The sequence below is a fragment of the Clostridium sp. CTA-7 genome, from assembly GCF_054768095.1.
Map to the genome: position 1 here is coordinate 85,683 of NZ_BAAAAV010000005.1, position 19,118 is coordinate 104,800.

20 protein-coding genes and 1 pseudogene are annotated in these 19,118 nt (G+C 26.8%); 2 read left to right on the forward strand and 19 right to left on the reverse strand.

Annotation, left to right across the window (positions count from 1 at the left end; all coding sequences use genetic code 11):
• Positions 1 to 137: 137 nt before the first annotated feature.
• Complete coding sequence (locus ACYUEX_RS11520; RefSeq protein WP_460288295.1) at positions 138 to 581, reverse strand: hypothetical protein; 444 nt, start codon at positions 579 to 581, stop codon at positions 138 to 140.
• A 274-nt stretch (positions 582 to 855) separates the two neighbouring features.
• Positions 856 to 1,398, reverse strand: a complete 543-nt coding sequence (locus tag ACYUEX_RS11525) for a DUF4865 family protein (protein WP_460288296.1) — start codon at positions 1,396 to 1,398, stop codon at positions 856 to 858.
• Positions 1,399 to 1,630: 232 nt separating this feature from the next.
• On the opposite strand from ACYUEX_RS11525, the gene ACYUEX_RS11530 reads away from it, so the two are divergent.
• Positions 1,631 to 2,491: a LysR family transcriptional regulator gene (locus ACYUEX_RS11530; protein ID WP_460288297.1), complete on the forward strand. Its 861-nt coding sequence runs from the start codon at positions 1,631 to 1,633 to the stop codon at positions 2,489 to 2,491.
• A 274-nt stretch (positions 2,492 to 2,765) separates the two neighbouring features.
• Here the strand turns inward: ACYUEX_RS11530 and ACYUEX_RS11535 are convergent, their stop codons facing one another.
• The 16 genes and pseudogenes from ACYUEX_RS11535 to ACYUEX_RS11610 form a co-directional block, all read right to left on the reverse strand.
• The gene (locus ACYUEX_RS11535) at positions 2,766 to 3,104 is read right to left on the reverse strand and encodes a hypothetical protein (RefSeq protein WP_460288298.1); all 339 of its coding nucleotides are present in this window, start codon (positions 3,102 to 3,104) and stop codon (positions 2,766 to 2,768) included.
• Between the two features lie 152 nt (positions 3,105 to 3,256).
• Positions 3,257 to 3,808 carry a cysteine hydrolase family protein gene (locus ACYUEX_RS11540; RefSeq protein ID WP_460288299.1) on the reverse strand — a complete coding sequence of 184 codons (552 nt, stop codon included), beginning with the start codon at positions 3,806 to 3,808 and terminating at the stop codon, positions 3,257 to 3,259.
• 141 nt (positions 3,809 to 3,949) lie between these two features.
• On the reverse strand, positions 3,950 to 4,717 hold the full coding sequence (locus ACYUEX_RS11545; protein WP_460288436.1) for an SDR family NAD(P)-dependent oxidoreductase: 768 nt from the start codon (positions 4,715 to 4,717) through the stop codon (positions 3,950 to 3,952).
• 203 nt (positions 4,718 to 4,920) lie between these two features.
• A pseudogene (locus tag ACYUEX_RS11550) lies at positions 4,921 to 5,058 on the reverse strand (NAD-binding protein); the annotation flags it as partial.
• 125 nt (positions 5,059 to 5,183) lie between these two features.
• Positions 5,184 to 5,975, reverse strand: a complete 792-nt coding sequence (locus tag ACYUEX_RS11555) for a Tim44 domain-containing protein (protein WP_460288300.1) — start codon at positions 5,973 to 5,975, stop codon at positions 5,184 to 5,186.
• A 302-nt stretch (positions 5,976 to 6,277) separates the two neighbouring features.
• Positions 6,278 to 7,387 (reverse strand): sensor histidine kinase, encoded by a 1,110-nt coding sequence (locus tag ACYUEX_RS11560; protein WP_460288302.1) that lies wholly within the window; start codon positions 7,385 to 7,387, stop codon positions 6,278 to 6,280.
• Positions 7,377 to 8,069, reverse strand: a complete 693-nt coding sequence (locus ACYUEX_RS11565) for a response regulator transcription factor (RefSeq protein ID WP_460288303.1) — start codon at positions 8,067 to 8,069, stop codon at positions 7,377 to 7,379. Before ACYUEX_RS11565 ends, ACYUEX_RS11560 begins: the two co-directional genes overlap by 11 nt.
• 305 nt (positions 8,070 to 8,374) lie before the next feature.
• On the reverse strand, positions 8,375 to 9,298 hold the full coding sequence (locus tag ACYUEX_RS11570; RefSeq protein ID WP_460288304.1) for a D-alanyl-D-alanine carboxypeptidase family protein: 924 nt from the start codon (positions 9,296 to 9,298) through the stop codon (positions 8,375 to 8,377).
• Between the two features lie 404 nt (positions 9,299 to 9,702).
• Positions 9,703 to 10,497, reverse strand: a complete 795-nt coding sequence (locus ACYUEX_RS11575; RefSeq protein WP_460288305.1) for an ABC transporter ATP-binding protein — start codon at positions 10,495 to 10,497, stop codon at positions 9,703 to 9,705.
• Positions 10,472 to 11,368: an ABC transporter permease gene (locus ACYUEX_RS11580; protein WP_460288306.1), complete on the reverse strand. Its 897-nt coding sequence runs from the start codon at positions 11,366 to 11,368 to the stop codon at positions 10,472 to 10,474. Before ACYUEX_RS11580 ends, ACYUEX_RS11575 begins: the two co-directional genes overlap by 26 nt.
• The gene (locus ACYUEX_RS11585; protein ID WP_460288307.1) at positions 11,368 to 12,369 is read right to left on the reverse strand and encodes an ABC transporter substrate-binding protein; all 1,002 of its coding nucleotides are present in this window, start codon (positions 12,367 to 12,369) and stop codon (positions 11,368 to 11,370) included. The genes ACYUEX_RS11580 and ACYUEX_RS11585 overlap by 1 nt, the downstream gene beginning before the upstream one ends.
• A 299-nt stretch (positions 12,370 to 12,668) precedes the next feature.
• Positions 12,669 to 13,091, reverse strand: a complete 423-nt coding sequence (locus ACYUEX_RS11590) for a HutP family protein (protein ID WP_411168346.1) — start codon at positions 13,089 to 13,091, stop codon at positions 12,669 to 12,671.
• A gap of 313 nt (positions 13,092 to 13,404) precedes the next feature.
• On the reverse strand, positions 13,405 to 14,652 hold the full coding sequence (locus tag ACYUEX_RS11595; RefSeq protein WP_460288308.1) for a cation:proton antiporter: 1,248 nt from the start codon (positions 14,650 to 14,652) through the stop codon (positions 13,405 to 13,407).
• 4 nt (positions 14,653 to 14,656) lie between these two features.
• Positions 14,657 to 15,277 (reverse strand): TetR/AcrR family transcriptional regulator, encoded by a 621-nt coding sequence (locus tag ACYUEX_RS11600; RefSeq protein ID WP_460288310.1) that lies wholly within the window; start codon positions 15,275 to 15,277, stop codon positions 14,657 to 14,659.
• A 128-nt stretch (positions 15,278 to 15,405) separates the two neighbouring features.
• Complete coding sequence (locus ACYUEX_RS11605; RefSeq protein WP_460288311.1) at positions 15,406 to 15,945, reverse strand: nitroreductase family protein; 540 nt, start codon at positions 15,943 to 15,945, stop codon at positions 15,406 to 15,408.
• 66 nt (positions 15,946 to 16,011) lie between these two features.
• Entirely contained in the window at positions 16,012 to 16,980 is a 969-nt protein-coding gene (locus tag ACYUEX_RS11610) for a helix-turn-helix transcriptional regulator (protein ID WP_460288312.1), read from the reverse strand.
• Between the two features lie 389 nt (positions 16,981 to 17,369).
• Here ACYUEX_RS11610 and ACYUEX_RS11615 point away from each other — a divergent pair, with 389 nt between their 5' ends.
• Entirely contained in the window at positions 17,370 to 17,834 is a 465-nt protein-coding gene (locus ACYUEX_RS11615; protein WP_460288313.1) for a GreA/GreB family elongation factor, read from the forward strand.
• Between the two features lie 104 nt (positions 17,835 to 17,938).
• Here the strand turns inward: ACYUEX_RS11615 and ACYUEX_RS11620 are convergent, their stop codons facing one another.
• On the reverse strand, positions 17,939 to 19,108 hold the full coding sequence (locus ACYUEX_RS11620; protein ID WP_460288315.1) for a glycerate kinase: 1,170 nt from the start codon (positions 19,106 to 19,108) through the stop codon (positions 17,939 to 17,941).
• Positions 19,109 to 19,118 lie beyond the last annotated feature (10 nt).

The following is a 19,118-nucleotide window of genomic DNA, read 5'->3' on the forward strand; positions in this document are numbered from 1 at the left end:
ATTAATTTTTATTAGAATTTAACCACTTTTAGGTAGTGTAAAATAGCCTGTGTAAGCTTCAGAAGATGCTATAATAAATTATTATTATAAAAGATTCACAGACTATTTTACATTCTTAATAGAATACTACTCTATTTTTAAAAATCATCATAATACTTTTGTCTAACTTTTCTTGTAAAACCGTAATCAATAATTATTGGTCTTCCATTAATTATTCCCCAACTACTGGCTCTACATAAATCACCCGATAATAAATTATATTTGTATTTAATATTCTTAAATTTCCTTAAACTAAAGAGTTCTTCAATGCTTCTAACTCTAAAATAATCAAGTACCTCATCAAAATCATTTATCTTATATGCTTTCTTCATTATTACGATACTAAAATCTTCTGAAGCTTTTATAACTTTTGCAAATAAATGCGAGGAATCTATTGATGAGATTCTATATTCAGTCTTATTCTGTGCAATTCCAGCTCTATTTTTTGCCACTTTCATAACATATCCATTTCTTAAGTCAAATACATTTCGTGATGAACCTGAACCAATATATCTATAGTTCCCTTGTCTCATATTGAACATAATTTATCACTCATTTCTATCTTTTGTTTATAATAATCTAACTATAGACGTAAAAAAACATTATATATATTATTTTATTCCACCAATAATCAATTAGTTCATAATTCATCACGCTTTTCTTTATTTTTGATATATATTTCTCTTAATAATTTAAATAACATTAGTAAAAAAAGGATACTTAAAGCAAATTACTTTAAATATCCTTTTAATTTATAAAAATAAAATTTTTATAATCTATTTAATAAGTCTTTAAATAGATATAAAAATCATGGTGTTATTCTTGTGATACATGAAGTATATTATAAACTATCCCTTTTTCTGTTTTTACCTTACTTAGATCATCTATAAAATAAAAAATATTATATTTCCATTTATCTGGGTTATAAATGACTACATATTCAACATTTTCAATCTTAGGCATTTCTTTTTCTATTTCATCTTTTATATTCCTTAAACTTTCTTGTGGTGATATTTCTCTTGTTATTTCAAATAAATATTTAATATCTTTAATTTTATATGTTGTTGTATCAATTAATGGTATTCCTATATTTACTTGTTGCCATCCAAAAGAACTTATTATATTATCATAAAATCCATTAAATAAAAACTTGTTTAATCCATTGCTATCCTTCCAAAGATATAAAGGACAATAACTATTCTGTAAGTTTTTATTTTTTCCTTTTTCAGTTATTAAATATAGTTTAAATTTCAAATCATCAAATCCATCTGTTTTATATCCATTATCCTTTACTCTATCCTTTATTATCTTCATATCATAATTACTTGGTAATACAATATTATATTGAGTTGCTATCATTTAATTATATCCTCTCTTTGCTTTCTATTTCACTTGTATGCTTCAACTAAAACTTAATTTTCAAATCAATTGGTAATAATTTTAATTATATTATTTAATAATTTATTTATTAGTTTTAACACTTATAGTTTAACTCTCTATATAAAAATTGTATAATACTTATAAATAATATTTAATATCATTATTAGTGATATTAAATATATAAATTACTATTTTGAAAGGTATTTATAGTATGGAGATTAACGATTTAAGAATATTCCAAATGGTTGCTTATGAAAAATCTATATCAAAAGCGGCTTTAAATCTTGGATATGCACAATCAAATATTACGATGAGAATTAAATTGCTTGAAAGTGAATTGAAAACTACTTTATTTATAAGGAACAATAAAGGTGCCATTATTACTTCCCAAGGAGAAAAGCTACTTAAATATGCAGATAAAATCATTAATTTAGTAGATGAAGCTTACGAAGAATTCATCTTTCCTAAAATTAATTGTAAACTTAAAATCGGTGCTACCCAGACTATTTCTGCATCTCAATTACCTAAATTATTTACTTTATTTCACGAAGAAAATCCTACAATATCTTTAGAATTAAAAACAGAAAAAAAAGAGGCTCTTCTAGATAATCTTATAAAAGGTGATCTAGATGGTGCTTTTATATATGATAATTATACATCTGCACAAGTTATGGAAGTCTTTAGTTTCAAAGAAGAATTTGCTCTAATATCCTCTATAAATATTGATGACACTAGTAATATTACAGCACCAATAATAGTAGCTACAGATAATAATTGTCCCTATCGTAACCTTCTAAAAAAGTGGTTTACTATTAATAATTCTAAGCCTACTAATATAATTGAATTTGATACTTTAGAATCTATTCTTAAAGGTATATCTGAGGGATTGGGGGTATCACTTTTACCTAAAAGCATTCTACCTAAAAAGCACAATTTTAATGTTTATGATTTAAAAGATTATTTTAATGAACTAACAATTAAATTTGTAGTAAATAAAAATATACAAATTAATGATTCACTTAAAAGCTTTATTGATATATCTAATAAATATATAACAAATTTTTTTCAATAATTTTTATGTTGTTAGGTCTATATTCTTTAACTATAAAATGCATTTGGATGATATCTATTACTTTTAATATAATTGAATTTTATATAACTTACTAACTATAAACTTAAATAATTCTAATTATCACCATAAAAATAATAACTGGAAGTGATTATTTTATTTAAAATTCACTTCCAGTTATTATTTTAGAAACCTCGTTATTAAAAAAATAACTTGGTAAATTACAGATAACGAAAAATGCTACTACGCGTTTATTTACAATATCACTTGTCAATGATTACCAAACAGGGAAGAAAAATGGTGGTGCAAAGAAAGGATATCCTAATAGAGCTAATCCAGCTATCGAGTTAAATGGAAACGCTCTAGGTCTAAAACGTCTAAATCTTCTTTGCTGACGTCCACCTTGTCGTTGTGGATCAAACTGCATTCCATCATCTTGCTCCATTACATCCTCACCAACTAATATTATAACACGATCCTTATCCATATCTTGGATAATTCCATCAAGCGTACTTCCGTCTACCATTGTTACAACAACATGAAAGTGTAAACATCTTTTGCATTCATCCTGTAAAGAATGTAGGTCCCTATAATAATTATTTCCTTCTAAATTCATTTTTGAATTCCTCCCTTCCAATAATATGCTATTCTCTTACATAAAAAATGTGCCATAAAGTTAATAAATATTCTTTTAAATAAAATGAAGCCCTCTGACACTTTGTCAGAAGGCATTAACATTAAAAAGATGTTTTCTTATTTAATTTATTGTTATTGTTTCTCTCTATTTACTACCTTTCCTTGTAATCCTTCAATTACATCTAAAGTTTTTTCATGTAAGGATTCATCAAAACTAGCACAAAGACTTCCATCAACTATAACATTAGCATTTTTGTATTGTGATTGAAACATTACAACATTACTTATTACACATATATTAGTAACTACTCCAACAATCTCAATTTCTTCAATATCTTCTCCTATTTCATCAGCTAACTTTAGCATATCACTTGGAGACATTCCGAAACAATGTTTTTTATAATGTATCGTATTTTCTCTACCCCAGAAATATTTTAACTTTCCATATAGTTTATGACCTTCTGTACCTTCTATACAATGCATAATCGGTAAGTTTTTTCCCTCTCTAGTTTTTAAATAATCTTCAAAATGTGTGTCATAAGTAAATAACACCTTATCATTATTATCTAAATATTTATTTACTTTATCATATATTCCTGCTTCTAAAGTTATAGCTTTTTCAAACCCTAATGTTCCATCAACAAAATCCTTTTGATAATCAATAACTACTAATAATTTTCTCAATGTAATCCCCCCTAGATTCCAACACCTTTATTTTTTATCTTATTTCTCATTCTATATTTCTATCGAAGTTCTCTCTTAATATTTTATACATTTTAAGTAAAAAATTAAAAGGTGATATTTCACCCTTTAATATTTATTATATTATACTATTGATAATCCACCATCTACTACAATATGTTGTCCTGTTACATAACTTGATGCATCAGAAGAAAAATATAAAATAGTTCCATTTAACTCACCTTTTTTAGCTGGTCTAGATGTTGGACAAAGTAAATTATACTTAGCTAAAAATTCTTGAGATTTAAATAATGTATCTTCAGTCATTTCAGATTCAAATAATCCTGGGCAAACAGAATTTACTGTTATACCAAATTGAGCATAAGATGCTGCCATACCTCTTGATAGCCCTAAAACTGCCGCCTTGGAAGCATTATAAGAATGCCTAATAAACACATCATTTTTATCTGCTAATAATGCATTAATTGAACTTACATTAACTACCTTACCATAATTTTGTTTTTTCATAACTGGAATAATATACTTACTCATTAAATAAATACCTTTTACATTAGTATCCATACTCTTATTCCAATCGTCTTCACTAAGTGTGTCTACCCCACCACGAACTGCTATACCTGCATTATTTAATAAAATGTCAATTCTACCAAATTCATTAACTATAGCTTCTACTGCTACTTTTACTTCTTCTTCATCTGTAACATCACATTTAACAGCAATAGCCTTTACTCCTAAACTTTCAATTTCTTTAGCTAATTCTCCTATTTTCTCAGCTCTTCTTGCCAATAAACATACATTAGCACCTTCTTTAGCATATGCAATTGCTGCATCCTTTCCAAGCCCACTTGATGAACCTGTAACAACTGCTATTTTACCTTTTAAATCAAATATAATTATACCTCCCATACCCTTATCATACCATTTTACATTTTTTTCCATTTAGTCTATTATATATCAAAATAGAAAAAAAGTCTTGTAAAATATTATTATTAAGTAAAGCCCATAAAATACAACTATAGATATTGCAATATAAGGCCATATAAATAGCTTCATCAAACACTTTTAAACTAATGCAATTCCCTTAATTCACATTACATTACATCCAAATTATTATTAATATGTTCTAAAGCTTTATCTTTATTATCTATAACAATTATATTATCTCCTTCTATGGATAGATATTTAGCCAAAGTATATCCCACTTTACCTGCACCGACTATAATAATGTTTATTTTAATTCTCCTTGTTAACTGATCTTAGTCATTAAATTTACTAGAAATATTTAAAAAGAGATTTAAAGCAACTACTTTAAACCTCTTTTTATTAACTTAAACTTCTTTTTATAAATATTTTACTATCACTTAGATTCTTTATCTTTTATATTTATATCAAAGAAATCCAAATCATTAATATCATCAATTTGTTTTATTTCATATAATACCCATCTTTTTTCGCTTTTTATAAACTTCCAATACTCTTCAAAATGAGTAACTCTATACTTATTACCTTCTATTATTTGATTTGTTTCCTCATTTATTGTGTAATCAATTGATTTTGCTCTTATATGAATCCATAAACAATCATTACTAGTTCCATCCTCATCTTTTAATGCAATAGGAGTAGTACTCAATAATTTTATTTTTTCTAAGATATTTTTTTCTTTTCTTACTTTCATCCATTCTGTTTTTGATTTATGCCTTATGTATAATTTTTCACTCATATACTCTTTAGCTAAATCTTGATTTCTCTCCATCCAAGCAATTTGAACCTTATAAAAAGCTTCCTCTATGTCATTCTTTATATTATCATAATCCCAATTATGATCATTCTTAGCTAAACTCTTTATAGCAGAAATACTTTTTACTTTCTTTTTACTAAGTCTTACTTTTAAAACAATTGTTCCTGCTGATCCAATAATAACAAACATACCAATATTAATTATTGAAGCTATTGGATTACTTCTTCCTCTATAACTTCCACCTGGTGAACCACCGTGAGACGAGCTGCTGCTTCCACCGCCACCTCCTCCACCTCCGCTGCCTCCACCGCCAGCTCTAGCATAAGCAACTAGTGGACCATTAACAAATAAAATTACTAGTATTATTACTGAAACCCTTTTTAGAAAATCACTAACCTTAAAATTGTTCATTATTCTCATCCCTTTAAATGTATAAACTTTACTATTTACTTTACATAAGTTTTTAAAACACTAATTTTACTTGAACACTATTAATTAGTTATACGTCTTAATAACATATAAAATATTTATTGTAACTTATGTATATTTTATCACATACTATTTTTTCACAAAATAACTTACTTATATACTATATTCAATATTTAGCTTTTTTCTTTCTCTTATATAAATATTAAAATACAAATTTATTTAAATATGAAAGGTATTTAAAATGATAACCTCGAAATACCTTAATTGATTAAATAAATATTATTTTAAATTAGTTCTATTGGCAATCTAACTTCGAATATAGTTTTATCATTATCACTATAAGCAGATATAGTTCCATTATGGAGCTCTATAATATTTTTGGTTATTGATAGGCCTAATCCAGAACCTCCTATATTACTATTTCTTGATTTTTCTATTCTATAAAATCTATCAAATATATATGGTAAATCCACTTGTGGTATGGATTGGCCATAGTTAATAATTTGAACTAATGCCATTCCACCTTCAGCTTTTGTAACTATATCCACATAATGCCCATCCTTACCATATTTGATTGCGTTAGAAAGTAAATTTTCAAATGCTCTAACTAATTTTTCCCCATCTGCATTGACAACCAGTTTATCATCTGAAAAGTCAATTCTTGACTCCATATTTGCATTTTTAAATTGCCATTCAAAATAAGCAACGACTTGACCTAATAGTTCAACTAAATTAATATAATCTTTATCTAAATTGATAGTATTATTTTGCATTTTAGTAAGTTCAAATAAATCATTTATCAATAAATTTAAACTTTTAGATTTTTCATATGCTATATTAGCATAATATCTAAGCCTTACTTCATCCTCATATTTATCATTATCAATAAGTTCTAAATATCCAATTATTGAAGTTAATGGAGTTCTTAAATCATGTGAAACATTGGTTATCAAATCATTTTTAGTTTTCTGTGCATTTCTTTCTTGTATTGTTCTATTCTTAAGTTGATTTGATATACTATTTATATTTTCAGCTAAAACTTTCATATCTCCTTTTAAATTAACTTCTATTGATCTATCTAAATCGCCATTAGACATTATTTCAGTTTCATATATTATATTAGCTAAACTCTTAGTTTTTCTATATGTTACAATTAAATAAAACATTATAAATAAAACTATCCCTATAAATACAACTATAAGACCATCTAAAAAACCATACTTAATAAATCGCCAAAAGTCCCAAATATACCAAACAATTTCTAATTCAGTATTTTTATATAAATAATCTAATATCATTTTAGTTAAGAAAAATGTTATACCTGTTAATGCTATAGAGATTGTTATATCAATTGCTGAAGATAACCATAACTTATATAATTTTTTATTTCTCAATTTTATAACCAACTCCCCAAATAGTGTGAATTACTTTATTTCCTTCCATATAGTGTTCTATTTTATCTCTAAGCCTACTCATATGTACCATTACAGTGTTATTGGATTGATAATATCTTTCCTTCCATACCTTCTCGAATATTTCTTCTGTACTAAAAACTCTTCCTCTATTTGTAGCTAATAAATATAAAATCTCAAACTCTCTTGCTGTTAAAGATACTTCATTATCATTAATTGTTACCTTATGCTTACTTTTATCTATAACCATTGATTCAATTCTTATTACGCTATCTGAAGTTTGCATATTGTTATTTAAAAAGTATGCTCTTCTAAGTAATGCCCTTATTCTAACTGTAAGCTCTAAGTGATTAAATGGCTTACATACGTAATCATCTGCACCAGTCATAATTCCTTGAATTCTATCCATATCTTCAGTTTTTGCACTTAGCATAAGAATCGGTATATTATATCTTTCCCTTATCTTCCTACAAACTTCCAATCCATTCATTCCTGGCATCATTATATCTAAAACCATTAAATGAATTTCTTCTTTATCTAATATTTCTAATGCTTCCTTACCATTGCTTGCCTTAAAGGTTTGGTATCCTTCATTTTTAAGGTTTATTTCTAATAAATCTCTTATTTCTTTTTCATCATCTACTATTAGAATATTGTTATTCATTTCTCCCTCCACTTATATAATTAATTTTCTAAATACTTCTCTAACGTAATTCCATTCTCATATGTATAACTATCAGTCCTTTCCCCTATATATCTAATGTGTTAATACTTATACTCTATATAAGTTAAATATTTTTATTATAATGTTATATTATAATAAAAATATTTATATAACACTTCTTCATAATACACTAATTTCTCTTATCTTTAAATTAAACCTCTAATTAATATTATTCACATTTATTAATATATGTATATTTAAATAAAGCTTCTTTGATTAGTTTATTTAACTTACTATTTTTTTCATTAGATATCTTTTCTAGAAATTTGGTTATATATATTGAATGCATCTAAAATATTATATTGATTAGTTTCAGGTCCTCCCTCTGCATTAGCAGTTACAAGAATATATTCCTTTCCGTCTATATTAGCTAAACTCGCAAGGCATAATTTAGCTTCCTCTGTATAGCCAGTCTTTCCACCTTCTATACGACCATTTTCTAAATACTCCACATTTATCTTCTTAAACATCGTACTTTCAAAAATAATCCCTTCTGGATGAAGATTAGTTGCTTTTGTTGCATGACTTTTTGATGTATATATTTCTCTAAAAATATCATTTTGCAATGCATATTCTAATAATTTCGCAATATCACTTACTGTACTATAATGATTTCTATTATGTAAGCCTGTAGAGTTTGTAAAATTGGTATTATTCATATCTAACACTCTAGCCTTTTCATTCATTAACTTTACATATTTCTTTTCAGAACCTGAAATTGCCTCTGCTAATCCTATACAACTTTCTGCACCTGATGGTAATAGTACTCCATAAATCAAATCAATTGCTTCGACTCTTTCATTTGGTAAAAAGCCTGCCATAGATGCTCCCTCAGAACTTAGCTCATTAAACATTTTCTCTGATAAATATATTTTTTTATTTAAATCATTAAGATTTTCTATTGCTACTATAGCTGTCATTATTTTTGTAAGGGATGCAGGATATATTTTTTCATCCTCTGATTTATCTAATAATATTTTGTCATCATCTAAAGAAATAAGAATAGCATTTGAGCTATATAGTTCATTGCTCTTAATTTTGTTATCTAAATCATTTATTTCTTCTTTAATTTTTATATCCTTCAGATTCAAGTTTTTATAATTTATCACATACCATGCCCCACAAACTATTACAATAAATATTAAAATCTTTTTAAATCCATTTTTCATATATTTCACCTCTCTTCTAATCTTGCAATTTCAATTTTAGAAGATATACTTTACAACTCTTATAAAAATTTCTTACGAAATCTTAAGTTTATAAGAACCATTAATTAAATTATTTTATCTATCAATACATTTTTATTGATTAAAAGCTATCTATGTAGTTAACTTACAATACTATTTTATTTCTTCCTTCATTGTTTTTCTTTATCAACATTTTTAATCACCCAATCAGTATTTTACATCAAAACAAAAGAGTGTCGACTTTGTCGACACTCTGAGTTGACTTCTAAAAATATAGAAATCATCTTTTAAATTTTTATACTATTCTTTAATTATATTATTAAATCCTACTAATTTAGTATTAATTTCGCTTAGAAAAATCCCATTAGCCTTATTTCACTAGTATATTAGTTTAACACAATTTCATCATTTAAGATTTTATTATTTTCTTCAGAATTAAATATTTCTAAAATCTTTTCTTTAGTTAAAAGCTTTTTTTCATCACCAGATAAATCTAATATAATTTCCCCATTATGAAACATTATAATTCTATTGCCATAATTTATAGCATGACTTAAATTATGTGTTACCATAAGAGTTGTAATATTATTTTGGGCAACTATTTTATCAGTAAGTTTCATTATAATTTCAGATGTTTTAGGATCTAGCGCTGCTGTATGTTCATCTAAAAGTAAAATCTTAGGTTCAGATAAACTTACCATCAATAAAGTAAGAGCTTGTCTTTGCCCACCTGATAAAAATGATACTTTAGTATTTAAAGAATTTTCTAGTCCTAGATCTAAGGTTTTTAAAAGGTCTTTAAAAAATTCAATTTTATCACTTCTTAACCCAAATGAAAATCCAAATGGATTACTCTTATTAAATGCCATAGACATATTTTCTAATATTGTCATAGATGGTATTGTTCCAAGCTCAGGATTTTGAAAAACTCTCCCCATTTTCTTTGTTCTTTTAAACTCTGGTAAACTTCCTATAGACTTATTCTCTAAAAATATATTGCCGTTATCATGATTAGTTAATCCTGAAATAATATTTAAAAGTGTAGATTTACCAGCTCCGTTGCTACCTATTATAGTTACGAAATCACCAGAATTTATCTCTAATGAAAGGTTCTTATAAATTGTTTTTTCATTTACAGTTCCTTTATTAACTACTTTAGTTATATTCGTTAACTTCAGCAAGATCCTCACCTCCTTTTGTAAATAGCTTTCTTATATTAATTTTAATTGCATTTTTATTGAAACTAAGTGCAATTACTACTATTAAAGCTGTTATAAGTTTTAAATCCGTTGGTGGTAATCCAAGAGCTAAAGCTATTGATATTGTTGATTTATACAAAATAGCACCTAATACAATAATAGAAGTATTTTTTAAAATTTTAACATTTTTAAATAATGATTCACCTAATATTATTGAAGCAAGCCCTATAATTATTGTTCCTGTTCCCATTGATATATCGGAAAATTTTTGATATTGGGCCATTAGTCCTCCCGAAAAAGCAACTATTCCATTGGAAATCATAAGTCCCCAAATTTTTATCATTCCAACATCAACCCCTAAAGATGTCACCATTTGAGGGTTATCTCCTGCTCCTATTAGTAAAAAACCTGATTTAGTCTTTAAAAATAAATCCATGCTTAATTTTACTACTATTGCCATTACTAAAATAATTATAATTTTAGAGTTTGAACCTTCAAATATATTGTCTTTAGAAAATAAAGCTATATTTGCCTTACCCATTATTCTTAAACTAATAGAGTATAATCCTATCATAACTAAAATTCCTGATAAAATATTAGTTATCTTTAACTTTACATTTAAAAATCCAGTTACCCCACCTGCTATTATCCCAGAGAGTAATGCTAATAATAGAGATAAATATGGATTTAAACCCTTTAGTAATGCTGCTGCACTTACAGCGCCCCCTAAAACAAAAGTTCCATCTACAGATAGATCAGGAAAATCTAAAATTTTATAAGTTATATATACTCCAATAGAAAGCATTCCAAAAATTAAACCTTGTTCAAGGATGTTTATAAGAATATCTTGCATTAATTCCCACCACCCTTTACAAACTTGGCTTTTGCTGCTAAGTCTTCAGGTATTTCAATATTTAATTTTTTAGCTGTAGATTCATTTATAACTAGAGTTGTTTCCTTTAAAGTTTCTACAGACATATCTTTAGGATTCTTTCCATTTACAATAATCTCAGAAGCCATTATACCTGTTTGGAATCCTAAGTTGTAATAATCAATTCCTTCTGCAGCTAAAGCTCCACCATCTACATGAGCTTTTTCAGCACCTATAACTGGAATACCCTTTTCTATAGCCTTTTCACTTATAAGTGGCATAGATGAAGCTATTAAATTATCAGTTGGAGTATATAATACATCTACTTTTTGCAATATATTAGCCAATCCTTGAGACATGTCATTAGAACTATTAACACCTAAAGAAATTATTTCAAACCCTTTCTCCTTAGCTAAATCTGTAGCTTTTTTTACTTGAAGCTCCGAGTTTATTTCACTTGTGTTATATAATATTCCTATTTTTTTTGCATTAGGTATTAGTTTTTTTATTAAATCAAACTGCTTATCTAAAGGTAACTCATCGCTTGTCCCAGTAACGTTAGTATTAGATTTTTCCATTGATTCTACAAGTTCTGCCTTAACAGGATCTGTAACAGCTGTAAATAATATTGGAATTTGTTTTGTTAGATTATAAGCTGCTTGTGCAGCTGGAGTAGCTATTGCAAATATTAAATCTTTTTTATTTGACACAAAATTGTTTGCCATAGTTTGAGCTGTAGGTATATCACCTTGAGCATTTTGAAGATCTATTGTAAAGTCAACATCTTCTTTAAGCCCCTTTGATTCAAGTCCAGCTTTAAAACCTTCTAAGGATAAATCCAAAGCTGAGTGTTCAACAAACTGAAGAACTCCTATATTTGCAATTTTTTTTGATTTTGCTGCGTTATCATTGCTGCAGCCAACTAGAATAGAGGTACTAATTACAGCACCCAAAATTGATGTAAGAATTTTCTTTCCTACCATACTACCATCCTCCATATATAATTTTTTTATAAAATTAAAGCTATCTTGAAAAAGACAGCTTTTTAAACACAATATGCTACAAAACTACATTTCTTCTATACTACAAAACTACTTTTCTATTTACATCAGTAATTATTAATCTCAATAATAAATATTGATGTGTTTTTGTTAGACTTATAATATATCAATTTATAATCATTGTCAATAAATAATTATTGAATTTTTTTGTTTTATTTTGAAAATATTATACAATAAATGTTTATCTATATCTTATATTTTTAATGCTAATTTAAACTAAATTATATATGTAATTCAGGAATAGACCTATGAGCAACTCCCATAATTACCTCATTTAAATGAAGTAATCCACCACTTAAAAATATGGATACACTTATATGTTCATGTGAACGTGCAATTCCTATTTTCCCTCCAACATTTAATCCATATGCCTTAGGTGCTATTTGCATAAGCACTTCTTTAGTAGCTCCTGCTACTGCCCCATCATGAAGATGGCAATCATAAATTAATCCACTTCTTTTAGCAGCAACCAAAGTTCTTTCTATTATTTTAGCTGTTGACTTAGAAAAATCACCACCTATATCTACAGCTGTAGCTAATATTTCTTTATTTTTAAAATCTTTTATTAATACCTCCTCAGATTCTCTTGTTGATATAGCCATCATAATAGATGCTTTTGCAACATCTGTACTTTTGTTTTCCATCAATTTCACACTCCGTTCAATCATAAAATTATTTTTTATCTTTCATTATATCATAATATATAATAAACATATTTACTATATAACTTTTTTAATTATTCAAAAATTACGTCTTGAATTTTACTTAACTTATAATTATGTTTTTGTTTTATTTTCTCAATCATATCCTTTGCTAAATTAATATATTTTCTAGTATCACTAACACTAAAATAAATATAAACTAAAAAAGTTGTAAGCAAATCTACTTTACTTACAACTTAAAATTCTTATACTTAGAAATTTATTATTAATAAATTAATTCCGTTTTATATTTATATTAATTACTTTCACAAAGTTCAACATCATTTTTCTTATTAAACTCTCCTGACCATTCAAAAGCTTTCTTAGCAATAATTACTGCAATGACTTCATTTATTACTGCTGCTGCTGCTATTGTACCTTGTACAATTTTTGCACATTCTGGAGCCGGTCCTACTAAAGTTGAAACTGCTATTCCTGTAAATACTAATGATACTCCTGAATGCGGCAATAATGTAAATCCTAAATACTTCTTTACAGTTTGTGGTGAATTAGTAATAGATGCTCCAAAAAATGCTCCGCTATACTTTCCTATCGCTCTTGAAATAATATAAATTGCAGTAAATAAACCTGCGCCTAATATTAAATGATAATCAAGTGGTGCACCTAAATTTAATATTACTATTATCATAGATATATCTAAAATAGGACTAAATGCACTCATTACTTCCTTTAATCTATCTTCTGAAATCATATTAGCAAATGTAGCTGAAAAAGCCATTCCGATTAACATAAAGTTTAATACTGGCTTAGGTAAAATTATATTATTAAATATAAATCCTATACCTGCAGATATCAATATAGTTACTATTAAAATAAACATAGTTTTTTGTAATGTATTCTCTTTTTTAAGTAACAATCCTGCCAAGAATCCTGTAGCTACTCCAATGATGATTGGTAATAAAACAACAAATAAAACTATATATATAGGAACCTTTTGTTCCGAAATATTAGCAGATATAATTCCAATAGTTGAAAAGAAAACAACGACTCCCACCATATCATCAAGTGCTGCCATAGGAATTAGTGTTCTAGTTACAGGCCCATCTGTTTTAAACTCTCTTACAATTGATAATGCTGGTGCTGGAGCTGTTGCAAGAGCAATACCTCCAAAAATAAACGCAAGATATAATGGGATACCTGCAAAGTAAAATACAACTGCAAAAACTAAACTAACTATAAAAAATGTTCCTAAGGATTGAGTTAAAGTTGTTATTATAAGTTGTTTACCTGATTTTTTAATTTCTTTCCAAATTAACTCTGTTCCAATTAGAAGCCCTACTACACACTCTAGAATGTGTATAATAATTTGATACCATTGAGCATTTAAAATAGTTTCATTTATAAGTCCTACTGCATGAGGACCAAGTATCATCCCCGTAAGTAACCATCCTAAAATAGCTGGTAGTTTTATCTTTGAAATTAATTTACCCATAAAAAAGGCAAATACAACTGCTAATGATAATTTTAATATTGAAAATACCATATTTTTATTCCTCCTTTATAATTCCATAAAGCATAATATTTAATACTTTTTCAAGCTTGATTTCATGTGATTTAATCAAACCATTAAGCTCACAGTCTTCATATGTTTTACTTTCAAAATATCCATTGAACATTTCTTGAAAAATCAAAAAATATTCTATTGCTTCTTCCTCTGTTATACCTTCTCTTAGCGTTATTTTACTTAAAGCAAATCTATAATTACTTATATTAAGATTATCAAAATTCTCCCTTAGAATTTTAATTTCTTTTTTTAAATGCATAGGTGGCTGTAAAACTGCATTAAAAAATATATGACTTAAATAAATATTCTCCCTAAAAAACCGATATCTTAAATCTAAATATTTTTGCATAATATTCTGAAAATCATTTTTATCAGACTCTTCACTTTGAATATAACCTACAAATTCATCGAAACAATACTTTACGCAACTTAAAAATAAATCATCTTTATTTTTATAATAATGATAGATAAGTCCTTTTGAAATATTATTATCATTGCAAATATTGTTTAAAGATGCATTTTCATAATTTTTAGTTCCAAATTCTACAATAGCTGCATTTAATATTTTATCTTTGCTAATTTTATTTTTTTCTTTTTGCTTCATTTCCTTTCCTCCAAACAAATACAGACCATATGGTCTATTTTTATTCTAACAAAAACAAACCATATGGTCAACAATTTAAATGTTATTATTTTGTAAATAGTAAACTAAAAATCCAAATACACTAATCTTTACCAATATTCATAATGTATTATTTCTTCTATATTCTTTCTTGGACGAAATTTAGGAGTTTCATCTGCATATCCAACAGGGATAACAGCTACTACATATTTATCCTCTGGTATATTTAATATTGGTCTAATTTCATCTTGAGTAAACCAAGCAACCCAGCACGTACCTAATCCTAACCTTTCAGCCTCAAGTACCATATGCTCTATTGCAATTGAAACATCTCTTATTACAATTTTAAGCTCTGGTTGTGGACTACTCTCATTAAGAGATATCTCTATATCCTCTTCTATTCTTTCACGTATATCTGCAACACACACAATATGAATTGGTGCAGTATTCATCCATTTTTGATCATGAGATACTTTTGATATTTTTTCCTTAGTTGATTCTGATTTAACTATAATGAAATGCCAAGGCTGTTTATTCCTACCTGATGGAGCAAGTCTTGCACTTTCAATCAATTTAAGAATTTTCTCATCTTCTACAGGTTTATTACTATATTTTCTTACACTTCTACGAGTTTCAATTTCTTTAATCATATAAAATCCTCCTAAATTTATCTAACTCTATTATTTAATATATTGTTTGTACTTTAATGCTTAAGATCAACTTTCATAAATTTTATTTAAATTATTTAATTCTTCTTTAATCTTTTCACGAATCCATAAAGGTTCTACAACTTCCATGCTTCTAAAAAACCTAAATGCAAGAGATATATAAAAATCTGGTTTCATGGTTTTTATATCTATAATATAACTATCTTTTTCTTCAATAATTTCACCATATTTAAAAAATACATAGTCTTTTATATCAGGATATAGTTCTTTCTTTATTTTTAATTTTATAAGTACACTTTCCTTGTTTCTATATGCGCTTTTAAAACAACTTGTACTATAGTAATTTTCCATATTAGAATCTTTAGTATCCTCAAACACTTCATCTAATAATGAAATACTCTTTATTCTTTCAATATTTAAGCGTATTTTTGAATTACTTAATTCTGAAAATGCAACAATATACCATATTCCATCCTCAAAAACTATGCCATAAGCTCTTATTATATGCTCCACTAAATTAGATTTAGCATCTTCATTATAAATTGCTTTCATTTTCAAATTATTTTTAAGAGCTTTTTTTACAATATCAAAAACATAAGCATTTTCTATATTTATATCATTATATTTTAAATCAAAAATTATTTTATTTTGAATATCCTCAAAATCTTTTTTTAAACATTTAGGAACTATATTTTCTATTTTTAAAAATGCAGAGTTTATAAAAGCTGAATAGCCTGGAATATTAACTGTATCAATAATTTTTTTAGATAAAAGTAAAGAAAAAACTTCATCTTCGTTAAACATAATTGGAGGTATAAAATAATTTTCTAATATTTCATATCCCCCTTCACTTCCAGTATAAGATATTATTGGTATATTCATTTCACTTAAAGCTTGAATATCTCTGTAAATCGTTCTAATATCTACCTCGAAAGTATCCGCTAACTCTTTAGCAGTCATTTTCTTATTCTTTTTTAATGCTAAAATAATAGCCATTAGCCTTTCTATTTTCTGCATAACATATTACCATATATAAAAATATATTTTATATCTCTCATATTAATTTTCCTCATATTTCTCCACTTCTTTTCTTCATAAAAATTTTCTTATTCTTATCTTTTTATATATATTAAATTACATATATAGAAAAACCTCCTTATGTTTTTTATTTCTATCTCATATAAGAATTATATCTTTTAATTAATTTTAAAGTAATAATATCATATTAATACTGACACAAACCTGTCAGTGTTAATTATATTGATTACTATCTTTTATATTTAGCCTATCTTTTATATTTAGCCTATCTTCTATTTTTAATTTTTATAATTAGATAAAATATCTTTTATTTTTTTCTATATATTATATAATATTAACATGATATATTTGGGAAGGATTTGGTTTTTATGAATAATACATTAACAGAAGAAAATATAAAAAAGTTAAGAGAAGAATTAGAATATAGAATGACTGTAAAAAGAGCAGAAATTGCAAAAGAAAAGGCAATAGCCGCTGCACATGGTGATAGATCTGAAAATGCAGAATATAAAGAAGCTTGTGCAAATTACAGAGAAAATGATAATAGAATTCAATATTTGCTAACTATGATTTCAACGGCAACTGTTGTAGATGATAAAGATATAGATAAATCGGCATTAGGTATTAATAGTAAAGCTAAAATCAGATTTGTAGAAGATGACTTCGAAGATGTATTAACATTAGTAACTGTTATGGATTCCGATCCTGAAAATATGTTTATAAGCATTGAATCAGATTTAGGAAAAGCATTAATAGGCAAAAAAGCTCATGATATAGTTGAAGTTAATGCTCCCGAAGATAAATATACAATAGAAGTATTAGAGATATTGTAATAAAAAATATTTTACTTAAAAAATCCACGATAATTTATCGTGGATTTTATTTATGCACACTCTAATGGCTTTACTAAATTCTACAAAGAAAATATCCCTAATTCCTATAAACTCTTCCTCTGAATGCATATTTTTTCTGATAGCTTAATTATTCTTGCTATATTATTAGTTGAAATTTCTAAATTATTTTTCCCATTCTTTAATGCTTCTTCTATAGTAGCTACTCCAGACATTATTCCTATAACTGAATCTATTCCTAAATCGTATAATTCTTCGATATCCGAACCAACTTTACCAGCAAAGGCAATTACAGGAATATCATATTTCTTAGCTATATTTGCAACTCCAACTAGCGTTTTTCCAAACTTAGTTTGAAAATCTATACTTCCTTCTCCTGTAAAAACAAAATCTGCATCCTTTATCTTTTCCTCTAACTTTGAATACTTAATCACAAGATCTATTCCACTTCTAAGTTTCCCATTACAAAAACCTACAAGGGTTGCTCCAAGGCCTCCTGCTGCCCCAGCTCCCTCTATATTATCTATTTCTTTACCTAATTCTTTTCTAACTATATTTCCATAATGCTTTAAATTTTTATCTAAAATTTCTATAGTCTCTTTACTGGCTCCTTTTTGAGGTCCAAATACATAACTCGCTCCATCTTTCCCTGTTAGAGGATTTTTTACATCACAAGCTACCTCTATCTCTGTTTCTAAAATTCTCTTATCAAAATTACTTAAATCTATGGTTTCTAAATCTTTTAAAGCTCCTCCGCCAAATTTAAGCTCATTTCTATTCTTATCTTTTAAACTTACTCCCAAAGCTTGAAGCATCCCTGCTCCAGCATCATTTGTAGCGCTTCCACCTAATCCTATAACCAGCCTCTTTGCTCCAATATCTAACGCTGATTTTATTAGTTCTCCTGTACCATAAGTAGTTGTAACTAATGGATCTCTTTCATCTCTTTTAACTAAATTAAGTCCACTTGCTTCTGCCATTTCTATTACTGCTGTTACACCATCTCCCAAAACACCAAATTTTGCTTCTATTTTATTTCCTAATGGTGCTGTAACTTCTACAGTATATAATTTACCTTCCGTAGCATCAACTAAAGATTCCATCGTTCCTTCTCCACCATCCGCCATAGGTACATGAACACATTCAACATCTTTAAATACTTCTTTTATTCCCTTTTCCATAGCAAAACAAGCTTCCTTTGCTGTCATGCTTTCCTTAAATGAATCTGGTGCTAATATAATTTTTTTAATTCCCATATAAGTTCAC